Below are 18,758 nucleotides of genomic sequence, written 5' to 3' on the forward strand. Positions count from 1 at the left end.
CCAAAGCGACCGAGACCATGACAGCGGACAACGCTATTTTCATTCCGCCCTACAAGGCTGACGACCAGGATGTGGTCGTCGAACTGCACAATCGTTTTGGCGCCGAAGCATTCGTCGCCCAGGAAACCCGCACCGGCATGCCCGTGCTGTGGGTCAAGCGCGAGCAGCTCAAGGAAGTGCTCAGCTTCCTGCGCGGCGTAGCCAAGCCCTACAGCATGCTGTACGACCTGCACGGCGTCGACGAGCGCCTGCGCACCCAGCGCCGCGGCCTGCCAGCCGCCGACTTCAGCGTGTTCTACCACCTGCTGTCGATCGAGCGTAACAGCGATGTGATGATCAAGGTGTCGCTCAGCGAAGGTGACCTGAACCTGCCGACCGTGACCGGTATCTGGCCGAACGCCAACTGGTACGAGCGCGAAGTCTGGGACATGTTCGGCATCGACTTTGCCGGCCACCCGCACCTCAGCCGCATCATGATGCCGCCCACCTGGGAAGGCCACCCGCTGCGCAAAGACTACCCGGCCCGCGCCACCGAGTTCGATCCCTACAGCCTGACCCTGGCCAAGCAGCAGCTTGAAGAGGAATCGGCACGCTTCAACCCTGAAGCCTGGGGCATGAAGCGCCAGGGCGCCAACGAGGACTACATGTTCCTCAACCTCGGCCCCAACCACCCTTCCGCGCACGGTGCCTTCCGTATCGTCCTGCAGCTGGACGGTGAAGAGATCGTCGACTGCGTACCGGACATCGGCTACCACCACCGTGGCGCCGAGAAAATGGCCGAACGCCAGTCCTGGCACAGCTTCATCCCCTACACCGACCGTATCGACTACCTCGGCGGGGTAATGAACAACCTGCCGTACGTGCTCGCGGTCGAGAAGCTGGCCGGCATCAAGGTGCCACAGAAGGTCGACACCATCCGCGTGATGCTGGCCGAGTTCTTCCGTATCACCAGCCACCTGCTGTTCCTGGGTACCTACATCCAGGACGTCGGCGCCATGACCCCGGTGTTCTTCACCTTCACCGACCGCCAGCGCGCCTACACCGTGATCGAAGCGATCACCGGTTTCCGCCTGCACCCGGCCTGGTACCGCATCGGTGGCGTTGCCCACGACCTGCCGCGCGGCTGGGACAAGCTGGTCAAGGACTTCGTCGAATGGCTGCCCAAGCGCCTCGACGAGTACGAAAAGGCCGCGCTGCAGAACAGCATCCTCAAGGGCCGTACCATCGGCGTTGCCGCGTACAACACCAAGGAAGCCCTGGCCTGGGGTACCACCGGTGCCGGCCTGCGTGCCACCGGTTGCGACTTCGACCTGCGTAAAGCCCGCCCCTACTCCGGCTACGAAAACTTCGAGTTCGAAGTACCGCTGGCCCACAATGGCGATGCCTACGATCGCTGCATGGTCCGTGTCGAGGAGATGCGCCAGAGTATCCGCATCATCGACCAGTGCCTGCGCAACATGCCGGAAGGCCCGTACAAGGCGGATCACCCGCTGACCACGCCGCCGCCGAAAGAGCGCACCCTGCAGCACATCGAAACCCTGATCACGCACTTCCTGCAAGTCTCGTGGGGCCCGGTCATGCCGGCCAACGAGTCGTTCCAGATGATCGAGGCGACCAAGGGCATCAACAGTTACTACCTGACGAGCGATGGCGGCACCATGAGCTACCGCACCCGGATCCGTACCCCGAGCTACCCGCACCTGCAGCAGATCCCTTCGGTGATCAAAGGCAGCATGGTCGCCGACCTCATTGCGTACCTGGGCAGTATCGACTTCGTTATGGCTGACGTGGACCGCTAAGCATGAACAGCACGCTTATCCAGACAGACCGTTTCGCCCTGAGCGAAACCGAGCGCTCGGCCATCGAGCACGAAATGCATCACTACGAGGACCCGCGCGCGGCGTCCATCGAAGCCCTGAAGATCGTCCAGAAGGAACGTGGCTGGGTGCCGGACGGCGCCATCCACGCCATCGGCGACGTACTGGGCATCCCGGCCAGCGACGTCGAAGGTGTCGCCACCTTCTACAGCCAGATCTTCCGTCAGCCGGTCGGCCGCCACATCATCCGCGTGTGCGACAGCATGGTCTGCTACATCGGCGGCCATGAATCCGTGGTCAGCCAGATTCAAAGCGAACTGGGCATCGGCCTCGGCCAGACCACCGCCGACGGCCGCTTCACCCTGCTGCCGGTATGCTGCCTGGGCAACTGCGACAAGGCCCCGGCGCTGATGATCGACGACGACACCTTCGGTGACGTGCAGCCGGCTGGCGTTTCCAAATTGCTGGAGGGTTACGTATGACCATTACTTCCTTCGGCCCGGCCAACCGCATCGCGCGCACGGCCGAAACCCACCCGCTGACCTGGCGCCTGCGTGACGACGGCGAGCCGGTCTGGCTTGCCGAGTACGAATCGAAGAACGGCTACGCTGCCGCCCGCAAGGCGCTGGCGCAGATGTCGGCCGACGACATCGTGCAAAGCGTCAAGGACTCCGGCCTCAAGGGCCGCGGTGGTGCAGGCTTCCCCACTGGCGTGAAGTGGGGCCTGATGCCCAAAGACGAATCCATGAACATCCGCTACCTGCTGTGCAACGCGGACGAAATGGAGCCGAATACCTGGAAAGACCGCATGCTGATGGAGCAACAGCCCCATCTGCTGGTCGAGGGCATGCTGATCAGCGCCCGCGCCCTTAAGGCCTACCGTGGCTACATCTTCCTGCGTGGCGAATACACCACCGCAGCGAAGAACCTGAACCGCGCGATCGAGGAAGCCAAGGCCGCCGGCCTGCTGGGCAAGAACATCCTCGGCAGCGGTTTCGATTTCGAGCTGTTCGTGCACACCGGTGCCGGCCGCTACATCTGCGGTGAAGAAACCGCACTGATCAACTCGCTGGAAGGCCGCCGCGCCAACCCGCGCTCCAAGCCGCCCTTCCCTGCCGCCGTGGGCGTGTGGGGCAAGCCGACTTGCGTGAACAACGTCGAAACCCTGTGCAACGTCCCGGCCATCGTCGCCAACGGCAACGACTGGTACAAGTCGCTGGCCCGTGAAGGCAGCGAAGACCATGGCACCAAGCTGATGGGCTTCTCCGGCAAGGTGAAGAACCCGGGCCTGTGGGAACTGCCTTTCGGCGTCACCGCCCGCGAACTGTTCGAAGACTACGCCGGCGGCATGCGCGACGGCTTCAAGCTCAAGTGCTGGCAGCCAGGTGGCGCCGGTACCGGCTTCCTGCTGCCCGAGCACCTCGACGCGCAGATGTACGCCGGCGGCATCGCCAAGGTCGGCACCCGTATGGGTACCGGTCTGGCCATGGCGGTGGACGACAGCATCAACATGGTTTCGCTGCTGCGCAACATGGAAGAGTTCTTCGCCCGCGAGTCGTGCGGCTGGTGCACCCCATGCCGTGACGGCCTGCCGTGGAGCGTGAAGATGCTGCGCGCACTGGAAAAAGGCCAGGGCCGCGCCGAAGACATCGAGACGCTGCTGGGCTTGGTCAACTTCCTCGGCCCTGGTCGTACCTTCTGTGCTCACGCACCAGGTGCCGTCGAGCCGCTGGGCAGTGCCATCAAATACTTCCGCTCGGAATTCGAGGCAGGTGTCGCTCCAGCTGTTGCTGGCGATGCGCTGCGTCCGAACCTGGCGAAGCCGATCGTGGTCGGCGCATAACAAGATGATTAAGGCGGGTGGTCCGTGCCACTCGCCAGCTTGCCGGCAGGCCCGAGAAATCGTGGCGTGTCGCAAGCTCACCGATTTCCATTAGCCACGCCCGCTCACGCGGGCCAACGAAGAACTTTGAACAATGGCCACTATCCACGTAGACGGCAAAGCGCTCGAAGTCAACGGTGCAGACAACCTGTTACAGGCCTGTCTGTCGCTCGGCCTCGACATCCCTTATTTCTGCTGGCACCCGGCGCTTGGTAGCGTTGGCGCCTGCCGGCAGTGCGCGGTCAAGCAGTACACCGACGAGAACGACACCCGCGGTCGTATCGTCATGTCCTGCATGACCCCTGCCTCCGACGGCACCTGGATCTCCATCGACGATGAAGAGTCCAAGGCGTTCCGCGCCAGCGTCGTCGAATGGCTGATGACCAACCACCCGCACGACTGCCCGGTGTGCGAGGAAGGCGGTCACTGCCACCTGCAGGACATGACGGTAATGACCGGCCACAACGAGCGCCGCTACCGTTTCACCAAGCGTACCCACCAGAACCAGGACCTCGGTCCGTTCATCGCCCATGAGATGAACCGCTGCATCGCCTGCTACCGCTGCGTGCGCTACTACAAGGACTATGCCGGTGGTACCGACCTGGGCGTTTACGGCGCCCACGACAACGTGTACTTCGGCCGCGTCGAAGACGGCGTGCTGGAAAGCGAATTCTCCGGCAACCTGACCGAGGTCTGCCCGACCGGCGTGTTCACCGACAAGACCCACTCCGAGCGCTACAACCGCAAGTGGGACATGCAGTTTGCCCCGAGCATCTGCCACGGCTGCTCCAGCGGCTGCAACATCAGCCCGGGCGAGCGCTACGGCGAACTGCGTCGGGTGGAAAACCGCTTCAACGGCTCGGTAAACCAGTACTTCCTGTGCGACCGGGGCCGCTTCGGCTATGGCTACGTCAACCGCAAGGATCGCCCACGCCAGCCACACCTGGCCGACGGCACCAAGCTGGGCCTGGACGCCGCCCTGGACAAGGCCGCCGACCTGCTGCGCGGCCGTACCATCGTCGGTATCGGCTCGCCACGCGCCAGCCTGGAAAGCAACTACGGCCTGCGTGAGCTGGTCGGTGCCGAGTACTTCTACTCGGGTATGGAAGCCGGCGAACTGGCCCGCGTACGCCTGGCTCTAAACGTGCTGAACAACAGCCCGCTGCCGGTCCCGACCCTGCGCGACATCGAAGACCACGACGCCGTGTTCGTGCTCGGTGAAGACCTGACCCAGACCGCTGCCCGCGTCGCCCTGGCCGTGCGCCAGGCCACCAAGGGCAAGGCCGAGGCCATGGCCGAAGCGATGAAGGTGCAGCCGTGGCTCGACGCCGCCGTGAAGAACATCGGCCAGCACGCGCTGTACCCGCTGTTCATCGCTTCGCTGGCTGAAACCAAGCTGGACGACGTCGCCGAAGAATGCGTGCACGCCGCCCCGGCCGACCTGGCCCGCATCGGTTTTGCCGTGGCCCACGCCATCGACCCGAGCGCCCCTGCCGTCGAAGGCCTGGACGCCGAAGCGAAAGCCCTGGCCCAGCGCATCGCCGACGCCCTGGTCGCGGCCAAGCGCCCACTGGTCGTAGCCGGTACTTCGCTGGCCGACCCGGCGCTGATCGAAGCCGCCGCCAACATCGCCAAGGCGCTGAAGCTGCGCGAGAAGAACGGCTCGCTGAGCCTGGTGGTGCCTGAAGCCAACAGCCTCGGCCTGGCCATGCTCGGTGGCGAGTCGGTCGATGCCGCGCTGGACGCGGTCATCAGCGGCAAGGCCGACGCCATCGTCGTGCTGGAAAACGACCTGTACGCCCGCGTACCGGCCGCCAAGGTCGATGCAGCCCTGGCCGCGGCCAAGGTAGTGATCGTTGCCGACCACTCGAAAACCCCGACTGTCGACCGCGCCCACCTGGTGCTGCCGGCCGCCTCGTTCGCCGAAGGCGACGGTACCCTGGTCAGCCAGGAAGGCCGTGCCCAGCGCTTCTTCCAGGTCTTCGACCCGCAATACCTGGACAGCAGCATCCAGATCCACGAAGGCTGGCGCTGGATGCACGCCCTGCGTGCCACCCTGCTGAACAAGCCGGTCGACTGGACCCAGCTGGACCACGTCACCAGCGCCTGCGCCGAAGCCGCCCCGCAACTGGCCGGCATCGTCAACGCCGCGCCAAGCGCCGCGTTCCGCATCAAGGGCATGAAACTGGCCCGTGAGCCGCTGCGCTACTCCGGCCGTACCGCCATGCGCGCCAACATCAGCGTGCACGAACCGCGTACCCCGCAAGACAAGGACACCGCGTTCGCCTTCTCCATGGAAGGCTACTCGGGTTCGGCCGAACCGCGCCAGCAGGTGCCGTTCGCCTGGTCGCCGGGCTGGAACTCGCCGCAAGCCTGGAACAAGTTCCAGGACGAGGTCGGTGGCCACCTGCGTGCCGGTGACCCGGGCGTTCGCCTGATCGAACCTCAAGGTGACCGCCTGAGCTGGTTCAATACCATTCCGGGCGCCTTCAACCCGGCCCGTGGCACCTGGACTGCCGTGCCGTTCTTCCACCTGTTCGGCAGCGAAGAAAGCTCCTCGCGCGCCGCACCGGTACAAGAGCGCATCCCGGCAGCCTACGTGGCCCTGGCCAAGTCCGAAGCCGACCGCCTGGGCGTCAACGACGGTGCCCTGCTGAGCCTGAACGTGGCTGGTGTGGCCCTGCGCCTGCCGCTGCGTATCAATGAAGAGCTGGGCGCTGGCCTGGTCGCGTTGCCGAAAGGCCTGGCCGGCATTCCGCCTGCCATCTTCGGTGCATCCGTCGAAGGTCTGCAGGAGGCAGCACAATGAGCTGGTTCACCCCCGAAGTGATCGATGTGATCCTGACCGTGCTGCGGGCCATCGTGGTCCTGCTGGCGGTGGTGGTCTGCGGCGCGCTGCTCAGCTTCGTCGAGCGCCGCCTGCTGGGCTGGTGGCAGGACCGTTACGGTCCGAACCGCGTCGGCCCGTTCGGCATGTTCCAGATCGCTGCAGACATGCTGAAGATGTTCTTCAAGGAAGACTGGAACCCACCCTTCGTCGACCGCGTGATCTTCACCCTGGCACCGGTAGTGGCCATGAGCGCCCTGCTGATCGCCTTCGTGGTCATCCCGATCACCCCGACCTGGGGCGTCGCCGACCTGAACATCGGCCTGCTGTTCTTCTTCGCCATGGCCGGCCTGTCGGTCTACGCGGTGCTGTTCGCCGGCTGGTCGTCGAACAACAAGTACGCCCTTCTGGGCAGCTTGCGTGCCTCGGCACAGACCGTGTCGTACGAAGTGTTCCTGGGCCTGGCGCTGATGGGCGTGGTGGTGCAGGTGGGTTCGTTCAACATGCGCGACATCGTTGAATACCAGGCCCAGAACCTGTGGTTCATCATTCCGCAGTTCTTCGGCTTCTGCACCTTCTTCATCGCTGGCGTCGCCGTGACTCACCGTCACCCGTTCGACCAGCCAGAAGCGGAACAGGAACTGGCCGACGGCTACCACATCGAGTATGCCGGCATGAAATGGGGCATGTTCTTCGTCGGTGAGTACATCGGCATCATCCTCATCTCGGCGCTGCTGGTAACCCTGTTCTTCGGCGGCTGGCACGGACCGTTCGGCATCCTGCCGCAACTGTCGTTCCTGTGGTTCGCGCTGAAGACCGCGTTCTTCATCATGCTGTTCATCCTGCTGCGCGCCTCGATCCCGCGCCCACGCTATGACCAGGTGATGGACTTCAGCTGGAAGTTCTGCCTGCCGCTGACCCTGATCAATTTGCTGGTGACCGCTGCGATCGTGCTCTACAACACGCCAGCCGTCGCGGCCCAGTGAGGATTTGACCCATGTTCAAGTATATCGGCGACATCGTTAAGGGCACCGGCACCCAGCTGCGCAGCCTGGCAATGGTGTTCTCCCACGGGTTCCGCAAGCGCGACACCCTGCAGTACCCCGAAGAACCCGTGTACCTGCCGCCGCGCTACCGCGGCCGCATCGTCCTCACCCGCGACCCCGATGGCGAGGAGCGCTGCGTAGCGTGCAACCTCTGCGCGGTGGCCTGCCCGGTCGGCTGCATCTCGCTGCAGAAGGCCGAGACCGAAGACGGCCGCTGGTACCCGGAGTTCTTCCGCATCAACTTCTCGCGCTGCATCTTCTGCGGCCTGTGTGAAGAAGCGTGCCCGACCACCGCGATCCAGCTGACTCCGGATTTCGAAATGGCCGAGTTCAAGCGTCAGGACCTGGTGTACGAGAAAGAAGATCTGCTGATCTCCGGCCCCGGCAAGAACCCTGACTACAACTTCTACCGTGTTGCCGGCATGGCAATCGCTGGCAAGCCGAAGGGCTCTGCACAGAACGAAGCCGAGCCGATCAACGTGAAGAGCTTGCTCCCATAAGGACAGAAAGATGGAATTCGCTTTCTACTTCGCATCCGGGATCGCCGTGGTCTCCACCCTTCGGGTGGTGACCGGCACCAACCCCGTGCACGCCTTGCTTTACCTGATCATTTCGCTGATTTCCGTGGCCATGATCTTCTTCGCCCTGGGTGCGCCGTTCGCCGGCGCCCTGGAAGTGATCGCCTACGCCGGCGCCATCATGGTGCTGTTCGTGTTCGTGGTGATGATGCTCAACCTCGGGCCGGCTTCGGTCGCCCAGGAACGGGGCTGGCTCAAGCCCGGTATCTGGGCCGGGCCGGTGATCCTCGCCGCCCTGCTGCTGCTGGAGCTGCTGTACGTGCTGTTCGTCACCCCGAGCGGCGCCGGCATCAGCGGTACCACCGTGGGCCCGAAAGAAGTCGGCATCAGCCTGTTCGGCCCTTACCTGCTGGTGGTCGAACTGGCTTCGATGCTGCTGCTGGCCGCGGCCGTCACCGCCTTCCACCTGGGCCGCAACGAGGCGAAGGAGTAAATCATGGGTGCTATCCCTCTCGAGCATGGTCTGGCAGTCGCCGGCATCCTGTTCTGCTTAGGTCTGGTTGGCCTGATGGTCCGCCGCAACATCCTCTTCGTGCTCATGAGCCTGGAAGTCATGATGAACGCCTCTGCCCTGGCGTTCGTCGTCGCCGGTGCCCGTTGGGTCCAGCCCGACGGCCAGGTGATGTTCATTCTGGTGATCAGCCTGGCAGCCGCCGAGGCCAGTATTGGCCTGGCCATCCTGCTGCAGCTGTATCGCCGCTTCCACACTCTCGACATCGATGCTGCCAGTGAGATGCGCGGATGAACCTTCTCTTCCTGACTTTCGTCTTCCCCCTCGTCGGCTTCCTGCTGCTGTCGTTCTCGCGCGGGCGGTTCTCGGAGAACCTGTCCGCCCTGATCGGCGTCGGCTCGGTAGGCCTTTCGGCCGCCACCGCCGCCTACGTCATCTGGCAATTCAACGTCGCCCCGCCTGAGGGCGGCGCGTACAGCCAGCTGCTGTGGCAGTGGATGTCGGTGGACGGCTTCGCGCCGAACTTCACCCTGTACCTGGACGGCCTGTCGGTCACCATGCTCGGCGTGGTCACCGGTGTCGGCTTCCTGATCCACCTGTTCGCTTCCTGGTACATGCGTGGCGAAGCCGGTTACTCGCGCTTCTTCGCGTACACCAACCTGTTCATCGCCAGCATGCTGTTCCTGGTGCTGGGCGACAACCTGCTGTTCATCTACTTCGGCTGGGAAGGCGTGGGCCTGTGCTCGTACCTGTTGATCGGTTTCTACTACAGCAACCGCAACAACGGTAACGCGGCACTCAAGGCATTCATCGTCACCCGTATCGGCGACGTGTTCATGGCCATCGGCCTGTTCATCCTGTTCGTCCAGCTGGGTACCCTGAACGTGCAGGAACTGCTGGTGCTGGCACCGCAGAAGTTCCAGGCTGGCGACACCTGGATGGTACTGGCAACCCTGATGCTGCTGGGTGGTGCGGTCGGTAAATCGGCCCAGCTGCCACTGCAGACCTGGCTGGCCGACGCGATGGCCGGCCCTACTCCGGTCTCCGCGCTGATCCACGCGGCAACCATGGTGACCGCGGGCGTGTACCTGATCGCCCGTACCAACGGCCTGTTCCTGCTGGCGCCGGACATCCTGCACCTGGTAGGCGTGGTCGGTGGCGTGACCCTGGTACTGGCCGGCTTCGCCGCGCTGGTGCAGACCGACATCAAGCGTATCCTCGCCTACTCGACCATGAGCCAGATCGGCTACATGTTCCTGGCCCTGGGCGTTGGCGCCTGGGACGCGGCGATCTTCCACCTGATGACCCACGCCTTCTTCAAGGCCCTGCTGTTCCTTGCCTCCGGTGCGGTGATCGTTGCCTGCCACCACGAGCAGGACATCTTCAAGATGGGCGGCCTGTGGAAGAAACTGCCGCTGGCCTACGCCAGCTTCGTGGTCGGTGGCGCTGCCCTGGCTGCCCTGCCGATCGTGACCGTGGGCTTCTACTCCAAGGACGAGATCCTCTGGGAAGCCTTCGCCAGCGGCAACACCGGCCTGCTGTACGCCGGCCTGGTCGGTGCGTTCATGACCTCGCTGTATACCTTCCGCCTGATCTTCATCGCCTTCCACGGTGAAGCCAAGACCGAAGCCCACGCTGGCCACGGCATCAGCCACTGGCTGCCGCTGGGCGTGCTGATCGTGCTGTCGACCTTCGTCGGCGCCTGGATCACCCCGCCGCTGGCAGGTGTGCTGCCTGAAAGCGCCGGCCACGCCGGTGGCGAAGCCAAGCACGCGCTGGAGATCACTTCGGGCGCCATCGCCATCGCCGGTATCCTGCTGTCGGCCCTGCTGTTCCTGGGCAAGCGCCGCTTCGTCAGCGCCGTCGCCAACAGCGGTATCGGTCGTGTCCTGTCGGCCTGGTGGTTCGCCGCCTGGGGCTTCGACTGGATCTACGACAAGCTGTTCGTCAAACCTTACCTGCTGATCAGCCACATCCTGCGCAAGGATCCGGTTGACCGCAGCATCGGCCTGATTCCTCGCCTGGCTCGCGGCGGCCACGTCGCCATGAGCAAGACCGAGACCGGCCAGCTGCGCTGGTACACCGCTTCGATCGCCGTTGGCGCAGTGCTGGTACTCGGCGCTGTGGTAGTGGCCGCGGTATGACCATGAACCTTGCGAACCTTGCGACCCTGCAAAAGGAAACGAACCCGTCATGATTTTGCCTTGGCTGATCCTGATCCCCTTCATCGGCGGCTTCCTGTGCTGGCTGGGTGAGCGCTTCGGCGCCACCCTGCCGCGCTGGATCGCGCTGCTGACCATGTCCCTTCTGCTCGGCATCGGCCTGTGGCTGTGGGGTAACGGCGACTACACCCTGGCACCCGCTCCGGGCGCCGAGCCTGCCTGGGCCCTGGAATACAAAGTCCAGTGGATCCAGCGTTTCGGCATCAGCATCCACCTGGCCCTCGACGGCCTGTCGCTGCTGATGATCCTGCTCACCGGCCTGCTCGGTGTGCTGTCGGTACTGTGTTCCTGGAAAGAGATCCAGCGTCACGTCGGCTTCTTCCACCTCAACCTGATGTGGATCCTTGGCGGCGTGGTCGGTGTGTTCCTGGCCCTGGACCTGTTCCTGTTCTTCTTCTTCTGGGAAATGATGCTGGTGCCGATGTACTTCCTCATCGCGCTCTGGGGTCACAGCTCGTCGGACGGCAAGAAGACCCGGATCTACGCGGCGACCAAGTTCTTCATCTTCACCCAGGCCAGCGGCCTGATCATGCTGGTGGCGATCCTCGGCCTGGTGCTGGTCAACTACACCGACACCGGCGTGATCACCTTCAACTACAGCGACCTGCTCAAGGCCGAACTGCCAGCCGGTACCGAATACCTGCTGATGCTGGGCTTCTTCATCGCCTTCGCGGTGAAGCTGCCGGTGGTGCCGTTCCACTCCTGGCTGCCTGACGCTCACGCCCAGGCACCGACCGCAGGTTCCGTGGACCTGGCCGGTATCTTGCTGAAGACTGCGGCCTACGGCCTGCTGCGCTTCGCCCTGCCGCTGTTCCCGAACGCTTCGGCCGAGTTTGCGCCAATCGCCATGACCCTGGGCCTGATCGGTATCTTCTACGGTGCCTTCCTGGCCTTTGCGCAAACCGACATCAAGCGCCTGGTCGCCTTCTCCAGCGTCTCGCACATGGGCTTCGTGCTGATCGGTATCTATTCCGGCAGCCAGCAGGCCCTGCAAGGCGCGGTGATCCAGATGCTGGCCCACGGCCTGTCCGCTGCCGCGCTGTTCATCCTGGCCGGCCAGCTGTACGAGCGCTTGCACACCCGTGACATGCGCCAGATGGGTGGCCTGTGGCACCGCATCGCCTACCTGCCGGCCATCAGCCTGTTCTTCGCCGCCGCCTCCCTGGGTCTGCCCGGTACAGGCAACTTCGTCGGCGAGTTCCTGATCCTGATCGGCAGCTTCGCCAGTGTGCCTTGGATCACCGTGATCGCCACCACTGGCCTGGTGTTCGGTTCGGTGTACTCGCTGATCATGATCCACCGCGCCTACTTCGGCCCGGCCAAGACCGACACCGTGCTGGCCGGCATGGACGGACGCGAACTGATCATGGTCCTGGGTCTGGCGGTACTGCTGATCCTGCTGGGCGTGTATCCGCAGCCGTTCCTCGACACCTCTGCCGCCACCATGAGTGGTGTGCAGCAGTGGCTCGGTTCCGCTTTCACTCAACTCGCTTCGGCCCGGTAAGAGCGCTATGGAATTCACCACTCAACACTTCATCGCATTGGCGCCGATGCTGATCACCACCATCACCACGGTGGTGGTGATGCTGGCGATCGCCTGGAAGCGCAACCACTCGCAGACCTTCCTGCTGTCCACCGTGGGCCTCAACCTGGCCCTGCTGTCGATCCTGCCGGCGCTGAAGGTTGCGCCGCTGGCGGTCACCCCGCTGATCACCATCGACAAGTTCGCCTGCCTGTACATGGCGATCATACTGGTGGCGACGCTGGCCTGCGTCACCCTTGCCCACGCCTACCTCGGCGAAGGCTCCAAGGGTTTCCCGGGCAACCGTGAAGAACTGTACCTGCTGCTGCTGATGTCGGCCCTCGGTGGCTTGGTGCTGGTCAGCGCCAACCACCTGGCCGGCCTGTTCATCGGCCTGGAGCTGCTGTCGGTACCGGTCTATGGCCTGGTGGCGTATGCCTTCTTCAACAAGCGCTCGCTGGAAGCCGGCATCAAGTACATGGTGCTGTCGGCCGCAGGCTCGGCCTTCCTGCTGTTCGGCATGGCCTTGCTGTACGCCGACGCCGGCAGCCTGAGCTTCGACCAGATCGGCAAGGCCCTGGCCGCCACCAGCATGCCAAGCCTGGTGGCCCAGCTGGGCCTGGGCATGATGCTGGTCGGCCTGGCCTTCAAACTGTCGCTGGTACCGTTCCACCTGTGGACCCCGGACGTGTACGAAGGCGCCCCGGCACCGGTCGCCGCCTTCCTGGCAACCGCCAGCAAGGTTGCGGTGTTCGCCGTTGTCGTGCGTCTGTTCATGCTCTCCCCTGCTGCCAGCAGCGGCGCGCTGAGCACCGTACTGGCGGTGATTGCCGTGGCCTCGATCCTGATCGGCAACCTGCTGGCACTGACCCAGAGCAACCTCAAGCGCCTGCTCGGTTACTCGTCCATCGCCCACTTCGGTTACCTGGTCATCGCCCTGGTCGCCAGCAAGGGCCTGGCCCTGGAAGCCATGGGCGTGTACCTGGTCACCTACGTGATCACCAGCCTGGGCGCCTTCGGTGTCATCACCCTGATGTCCTCGCCTTACGGCGGCCGTGACGCCGATGCACTGTACGAGTACCGCGGCCTGTTCTGGCGCCGTCCGTACCTGACTGCGGTACTGACCGTGATGATGCTGTCGCTGGCGGGTATCCCGCTGACCGCCGGCTTCATCGGCAAGTTCTACATCATTGCCACTGGCGTCGAGTCGCACCTGTGGTGGCTGGTCGGTGCCCTGGTGATCGGTAGTGCCATCGGCGTCTACTACTACCTGCGCGTCATGGTCACCCTGTACCTGGTCGAGCCGAACCTGCGTCGCCACGACGCCCCGCTGAAATGGGAACAGCGCACCGGCGGCGTCATGCTGCTGGCCATCGCCATTCTCGCCTTCGTGCTGGGTGTGTACCCGCAACCGCTGCTGGAAATGGTCCAGCAAGCCGGCCTGCAACTGATCGGCTGATCGCCCCGGCAAAACAAGACACCCCGCTTATGCGGGGTGTTTTTTTATCTGCACGCTTTTATCCGTGAGCATGAAGGCTTATTCACCAGGATTGTCCTGGACGGCCCCCGGCAGCGCTGCCTTGCGTAAATCACCGTTGGCCGAAGGCAGGTACACTTCCGGGTTGGGCATGCCACTGGGCGAGAGCTCATGGGTCATCTCGAACTCGGCACGCACCGACCAGCCACAGGCCTCGTTGGTGCATTGCAAATAGGCGATCCGCAGGAAAATATGACGCCCTTCACTGGTGCGTATACGCATCCGGCTGTGGCAATGCGGGCAAACCAGCTTGTATGTACTCACGGCAAGTACCTGCAAGCATTGTTCGGGCTTACCTTCTGTGAGAATAGTCGTCCGGTTTTGTCAGTATTGGCTGCATATATAGGTGTATTCTTCAGTTTGATGCTTCTCATTGCAGGAATGCTCCTTAAAACGCAGGGCTGTATTCATAACGAGTAGTTTAAGCCCATGGAATATCATTAAACCAGTCATGGATATTAGTTATGAGTACCCACGTACTTGCTTCGGTGCTGACGAGGCTGAAGCTTCTGACCGCTACGGAATCTGACGCTGAGCTGTCCAGAGCGCTCTCGATCAGCCCGCAGACATTGAGCAGCTGGAAGGTGCGCGACAGCATTCCTTATTCACTTTGCATAGACATCGCCAGGCAGTATGCATGCTCACTGGACTGGCTTCTGCTGGGTGAACCCGAACGACATCGCGCAGGCCTGGACGACGAAGGCTGGGAACAGGACATGCTCGCGCGCCTGCGCACCCTGTCGCTTGCCGATCGCCAAGCCGTTCTCCTGCTGGTTCAGGACAAGCAACGCATCCAGCAGCTGGAGCGGCAATTGAGCGCGCTGACCAGTCGCTCGCCCAATGCCGCCAGCGGCTAGCCCCGGCGGCGCCAGCGCTGGATGAGTTCACGCGGGTCCAGCGTATCCAGCCAGACCATCACCTTGAGGCTGATGGGGATCACCACCACGGCAGCCACGAACCCCGCCATGCCACGGCTCAGCAAGGGCACCAGTGACGAAACCAGCGGCTCGAACAGGTGGCCAACCCCCACGGTCACGAACACCAGCAAGAGTTTCTTGCCCAGCGTCAGGCGCCTGGCCTTGTTGGTGATCAACCGGTCACGCGCCGCGCTCACCAACAAAGCCCCCAGCAGCGCGGCGAACAGGACATTGCCATCCACGCCCAGCAACTCCACCAGCGCCGGGGCCAGGCTGTCGACAACAGATTTTTCACTCATGGGCAGCCCCTCGGTGTGCGGCGGGCAGGTAGGCGGTCGAGCCCAGGTTACGCATGACCGCGGCTTCGACAAAGCGGATGTAGCACACCTGCAATGCACGCCCGTGGTCATGCCCGGCCACATCCTCGAGGCGCTTGTAGCCCCGCTCTCGCAACACCGCGCGCCAGCGCGCAAATTCGCGTGCCGCATCGATGGCAGCGCAGCGTGCGGCCACTTCCAGCACAGCCTCACTGACAGGCCGCTTCAGGTTCAGGCGCTCACGCAGCCTGTCCAGGTCTACCCGTGGCCAGAAGGGGTCATGGCAATCGGCATAACGCCGTAACCGAGGATCGTTGCCCATGCTTCACCCCCTCACTGCTCGGCCAGCATGCCGTAACGAATGGCCTTGATCACTGCAGCCACCCGCGTGGGCACATCGAATTTGCGCAGGATGTTCGACACATGGAAGTTCACCGTCGACTCCTTGCATTCCAGGATCTGGCCAATCTCCCACGAGCTCTTTCCGTAGGCACACCACAACAGCACTTGCCGTTCACGTGGCGTCAGGCGAACCGGGGCGTCCGCCAGGGGTTGCTGCGAGTGTCGTGCGTTGTCAGTCATGTTTGAACTCCACGGGTGATTGAGCGAGGCATCGCTGCCGGTCTGCAATCACCTTACGAAGCGCGGGTCGCCCAGCTCCATCGCTGCGGCTTGTAAAGAACTTTCGTACAAAACCGTCTGACGAAGGTTGCGCGATATTTGTCGACTTTCCTCGTGCTCCAAGCGGCATTTCGCTCGTCTCAACGCCGTTGTCCATTCGCCTTTCGCCTGGAGTCGTACAATGCGTTGCGTTTTGCCCCCACCATCCTGCCTCGGCCTGCTGGCTGCTTTCGCTGCCTCCCAGCCCGCCCTGGCGGCACCTTCGGTCGAGTTGGGCCAGGTGCTGATCACCGATGAGGAGCAGAACGACCTGACCGCAGCCAGCGAACGCCTGCACGAAGTGCCGGGGGCAAGCAACCTGGTGGACATGCAGCGTGTAGGGCAAGGCCGGGTTGCCAGCAACCAGGATGTACTGGCCTACCAGCCCGGGGTGTTCGCGCAATCGGCGGGCAACGATGGCATCAAACTGTCGATCCGCGGTTCGGGCATCAACCGCGCACCGGGGGCCCACGGCTCCGGGGTCTACACGATGTTCGACGGCCTGCCCCTGACCGGCCCGGGCGGTACGCCCTACGAGCTGTTCGAGCCGCTGTGGCTGAGCCGTGCCGAAGTGCTGCGCGGCGCCAACGGCTTCGACCAGGGCTCCCTCGCCCTGGGCGGTGCAATCAACTACGTCACCCACACCGGCTACGACGCCGCGCCGCTGCAGGTGCGCTACGAAGTCGGCAGCCGCGGCTACCAGCATCGGCACATCAGCTCGGGGCAGGTACTGGGCAACCTCGACTACTACGTGGCCCTGACCGATTCGGAATATGACGGCTACCAGGCGCACAGCAGCGGCAGTGCCAAGGGTGTGGCGGCCAATGTCGGCTACCGCTTCAACCCGAACCTGGAAACCCGCTTCTACCTGCGCTACCGGGAAACCGAGAACGAGTTGGCCGGGCGCCTGACCAAGGAGCAGATCAAGCATCACCCACGCGCGGCCAACCCGGCCTACCTGGCCCGCGACGACAGCCGCCCGCAGCCGGGCAGCACCTGGGTGGGCAACAAGACCACCTTCTACCTCGATGACGATGCGCGCCTGGAGGCCGGCCTGGTCTACCACGACTACCCGATGGACCTGCGCGAAGGCCCGATGCGCCTGAAGGTGGCCTATACCGATGTGAGCGGCACCTTGAACTACTTCCGCCGCGACACCCTGTTCGGCCACGAGAGCAAGACCACCGTCGGCTGGCGCACCACCAAGCACCTGCCCAACAGCGGTGCTTCACAGTTCACCCGCAATGGCGACGTGTTCGGTGAGCGCACCCGTGACTTCAGCTACCAGGGTTCGGACACCGTGCTGCATGTGGGCAATGACCTGGAGCTGGTACCGAACCTGTGGCTGACCACTGGCCTGGCGATGATCTATACCCGCCGTGAAAGTGATGTCACTTACCCCGCCGAGGGCGGCAAGGTGAGCATGCATGACTGGGACTACGCGCCACGCCTGGGGCTGCGCTATGACATCAGCCCGGACCTGCAGGTGTACGGCAACCTGAGCCGCTCGGTAGAGCCGCCACACCCGTGGTCGCTGATCTGGAGCTCGCCCAGCGTAGGCGGCAAGCAAATCCAGCCGATCGAGATGCAGAACCAGACCGCCACAACCCTGGAGCTGGGCGCGCGTGGCGACTCGGCGGTTGGCCGCTGGGACCTGGCCTGGTACTACTCGCAGGTGCGCCATGAACTGCTGGCCGTGGAAGTGGTGCCCAACTTCACTTCGGAATTCAACGCCAGCCCCACCGTGCACCAGGGCGTGGAAGCCGGCCTCGACAGCACCCTTTGGGAGCGCGCTGGTACTGGCAAGCTGAGCCTGCGACAGGCCTATACCTTCAGTGATTTCCACTACCGCGATGACGACAAGTTCGGTGACAACCGCCTGCCTGGCATCCCGATGCACTACTACCAGGCCGAGCTGCGCTATGACTGGCCGAGCGGCTTCTATGCCGGGGTGAATACGCAGATGGCGTCGAAGGTGCAGGTTGACTACGCCAACAGCTACCACGCCGATGAATATGCCTTGCTCGGCGCACGCCTGGGCTGGGATTCACCGAAGCAGGACTGGCAGACCTGGCTGGACCTGCGCAACCTGACCAACAAGCGCTATGCGGCGACGGTGACCCCCACCTACGACGATGCAGGCCTGGATAGAGCCCGTTCGACACCGGGCGAAGGCTTTGGCGTGTATGCCGGGGTTTCCTACAGCTTCCGCTAGGCCGCTGTGCACAGCTTTTTGTAGGAGCGGCCTTGTGTCGCGAAAGGGCTGCGCAGCAGCCCCGGCAATTTATGTTGCGAAGCTGAAATCCTGGGGCTGCTGCGCAGCCCTTTCGCGACACAAGGCGCTCCTACAGGGTTCGTGCGCTCAGCGATAATTGCTCAAGGCAGGTCAAACCGCCCTGTTCAACTTCACCCAGGAAGCAAACTTGTCGATAAACGCCTGCAAGAACGGCCGGGTCTTGTCATTGAGCTTGCCCGAATCCTCGAACAGGCTAGCCGCACCACCGATGTAGGCCTCGGGCATCTGCATGCATGGCATGTCCAGAAACACCAGCGACTGGCGCACGGCATGGTTGGCGCCAAAGCCACCAATGGCCCCAGGCGACACACTGACCACCGCCGCCGGCTTGCCACTCCAGGCGCTTTGCCCATAGGGCCGCGAGCCCACGTCGATGGCATTCTTCAGGCCGCCAGGTACCGAGCGGTTGTACTCCGGGGTGACGAACAGCACCGCATCACTGCGGCGGATCTCGTCGCGAAAACGCTTCCACGCTTCCGGCGCTGCTTCGGCCTCGACATCCTCGTTGTACAGCGGCAAATCGCCAATCTCGACGATCTTCAGGGCAAGGCTGGACGGCGCCAGCTCCGAGAGTGCGCGGGCGATCTTGCGGTTGTAGGAGTCCTTGCGCAAGCTACCGACGACAACCGCTACCGAATACACCTGGCTCATGGCAATTCCAACCTTTGCTGAGTAAAGGGACGTTG

The 18,758-nt window shown here is 63.5% G+C and carries 18 protein-coding genes; 13 read left to right on the forward strand and 5 right to left on the reverse strand.

What is annotated here, in order from left to right:
* Positions 1 to 17: 17 nt before the first annotated feature.
* From nuoC to nuoN, 11 genes are all read left to right on the forward strand, one after another.
* Positions 18 to 1,799 (forward strand): NADH-quinone oxidoreductase subunit C/D, encoded by a 1,782-nt coding sequence (gene nuoC, locus NY023_RS18490; protein ID WP_013973384.1) that lies wholly within the window; start codon positions 18 to 20, stop codon positions 1,797 to 1,799.
* A 2-nt stretch (positions 1,800 to 1,801) separates the two neighbouring features.
* Positions 1,802 to 2,299, forward strand: a complete 498-nt coding sequence (nuoE, locus tag NY023_RS18495; RefSeq protein WP_013973385.1) for an NADH-quinone oxidoreductase subunit NuoE — start codon at positions 1,802 to 1,804, stop codon at positions 2,297 to 2,299.
* Positions 2,296 to 3,660: an NADH-quinone oxidoreductase subunit NuoF gene (gene nuoF / locus NY023_RS18500; RefSeq protein WP_013973386.1), complete on the forward strand. Its 1,365-nt coding sequence runs from the start codon at positions 2,296 to 2,298 to the stop codon at positions 3,658 to 3,660. Before nuoE ends, nuoF begins: the two co-directional genes overlap by 4 nt.
* Positions 3,661 to 3,793: 133 nt before the next feature.
* Positions 3,794 to 6,508: an NADH-quinone oxidoreductase subunit NuoG gene (gene nuoG / locus NY023_RS18505; RefSeq protein ID WP_013973387.1), complete on the forward strand. Its 2,715-nt coding sequence runs from the start codon at positions 3,794 to 3,796 to the stop codon at positions 6,506 to 6,508.
* Complete coding sequence (gene nuoH, locus NY023_RS18510) at positions 6,505 to 7,512, forward strand: NADH-quinone oxidoreductase subunit NuoH (protein WP_003251440.1); 1,008 nt, start codon at positions 6,505 to 6,507, stop codon at positions 7,510 to 7,512. Before nuoG ends, nuoH begins: the two co-directional genes overlap by 4 nt.
* 11 nt (positions 7,513 to 7,523) lie before the next feature.
* A complete protein-coding gene (gene nuoI, locus NY023_RS18515; RefSeq protein ID WP_003251442.1) occupies positions 7,524 to 8,072 on the forward strand; it encodes an NADH-quinone oxidoreductase subunit NuoI in 549 nt (182 codons plus the stop codon).
* 10 nt (positions 8,073 to 8,082) lie between these two features.
* On the forward strand, positions 8,083 to 8,583 hold the full coding sequence (gene nuoJ, locus NY023_RS18520) for an NADH-quinone oxidoreductase subunit J (protein WP_003261007.1): 501 nt from the start codon (positions 8,083 to 8,085) through the stop codon (positions 8,581 to 8,583).
* 3 nt (positions 8,584 to 8,586) lie between these two features.
* Positions 8,587 to 8,895 carry an NADH-quinone oxidoreductase subunit NuoK gene (gene nuoK / locus NY023_RS18525; RefSeq protein ID WP_003251446.1) on the forward strand — a complete coding sequence of 103 codons (309 nt, stop codon included), beginning with the start codon at positions 8,587 to 8,589 and terminating at the stop codon, positions 8,893 to 8,895.
* Entirely contained in the window at positions 8,892 to 10,745 is a 1,854-nt protein-coding gene (gene nuoL, locus NY023_RS18530) for an NADH-quinone oxidoreductase subunit L (RefSeq protein ID WP_013973388.1), read from the forward strand. Before nuoK ends, nuoL begins: the two co-directional genes overlap by 4 nt.
* A 49-nt stretch (positions 10,746 to 10,794) precedes the next feature.
* Positions 10,795 to 12,327: an NADH-quinone oxidoreductase subunit M gene (gene nuoM, locus NY023_RS18535; RefSeq protein ID WP_013973389.1), complete on the forward strand. Its 1,533-nt coding sequence runs from the start codon at positions 10,795 to 10,797 to the stop codon at positions 12,325 to 12,327.
* A 7-nt stretch (positions 12,328 to 12,334) separates the two neighbouring features.
* Entirely contained in the window at positions 12,335 to 13,804 is a 1,470-nt protein-coding gene (gene nuoN / locus NY023_RS18540) for an NADH-quinone oxidoreductase subunit NuoN (protein ID WP_013973390.1), read from the forward strand.
* Positions 13,805 to 13,882: 78 nt separating this feature from the next.
* On the opposite strand, the gene NY023_RS18545 is transcribed toward nuoN, so the two are convergent.
* Positions 13,883 to 14,146: an ogr/Delta-like zinc finger family protein gene (locus NY023_RS18545; RefSeq protein ID WP_023662582.1), complete on the reverse strand. Its 264-nt coding sequence runs from the start codon at positions 14,144 to 14,146 to the stop codon at positions 13,883 to 13,885.
* A gap of 200 nt (positions 14,147 to 14,346) precedes the next feature.
* On the opposite strand from NY023_RS18545, the gene NY023_RS18550 reads away from it, so the two are divergent.
* Positions 14,347 to 14,739 carry a helix-turn-helix domain-containing protein gene (locus tag NY023_RS18550; RefSeq protein WP_003261013.1) on the forward strand — a complete coding sequence of 131 codons (393 nt, stop codon included), beginning with the start codon at positions 14,347 to 14,349 and terminating at the stop codon, positions 14,737 to 14,739.
* On the opposite strand, the gene NY023_RS18555 is transcribed toward NY023_RS18550, so the two are convergent.
* From NY023_RS18555 to NY023_RS18565, 3 genes are read right to left on the reverse strand one after another with little or no spacing between them, the layout of a single operon-like run.
* Positions 14,736 to 15,098 carry a hypothetical protein gene (locus tag NY023_RS18555; RefSeq protein WP_013973393.1) on the reverse strand — a complete coding sequence of 121 codons (363 nt, stop codon included), beginning with the start codon at positions 15,096 to 15,098 and terminating at the stop codon, positions 14,736 to 14,738. The two genes, NY023_RS18550 and NY023_RS18555, sit on opposite strands and share 4 nt — an antisense overlap.
* Positions 15,091 to 15,438, reverse strand: coding sequence for a head completion/stabilization protein (locus NY023_RS18560; RefSeq protein ID WP_013973394.1), 348 nt, complete (start codon positions 15,436 to 15,438; stop codon positions 15,091 to 15,093). The genes NY023_RS18555 and NY023_RS18560 overlap by 8 nt, the downstream gene beginning before the upstream one ends.
* A gap of 11 nt (positions 15,439 to 15,449) precedes the next feature.
* Positions 15,450 to 15,698, reverse strand: a complete 249-nt coding sequence (locus tag NY023_RS18565) for a helix-turn-helix domain-containing protein (RefSeq protein ID WP_003261017.1) — start codon at positions 15,696 to 15,698, stop codon at positions 15,450 to 15,452.
* A 220-nt stretch (positions 15,699 to 15,918) separates the two neighbouring features.
* On the opposite strand from NY023_RS18565, the gene NY023_RS18570 reads away from it, so the two are divergent.
* A complete protein-coding gene (locus tag NY023_RS18570) occupies positions 15,919 to 17,991 on the forward strand; it encodes a TonB-dependent receptor family protein (protein ID WP_013973396.1) in 2,073 nt (690 codons plus the stop codon).
* 171 nt (positions 17,992 to 18,162) lie between these two features.
* On the opposite strand, the gene chrR is transcribed toward NY023_RS18570, so the two are convergent.
* Positions 18,163 to 18,723 (reverse strand): class I chromate reductase ChrR, encoded by a 561-nt coding sequence (gene chrR / locus NY023_RS18575; protein WP_003261018.1) that lies wholly within the window; start codon positions 18,721 to 18,723, stop codon positions 18,163 to 18,165.
* Between the last annotated feature and the right edge of the window lie 35 nt (positions 18,724 to 18,758).

The organism is Pseudomonas sp. NBB (genome assembly GCF_032701105.1).
Classification (GTDB): domain Bacteria; phylum Pseudomonadota; class Gammaproteobacteria; order Pseudomonadales; family Pseudomonadaceae; genus Aquipseudomonas; species Aquipseudomonas asiatica.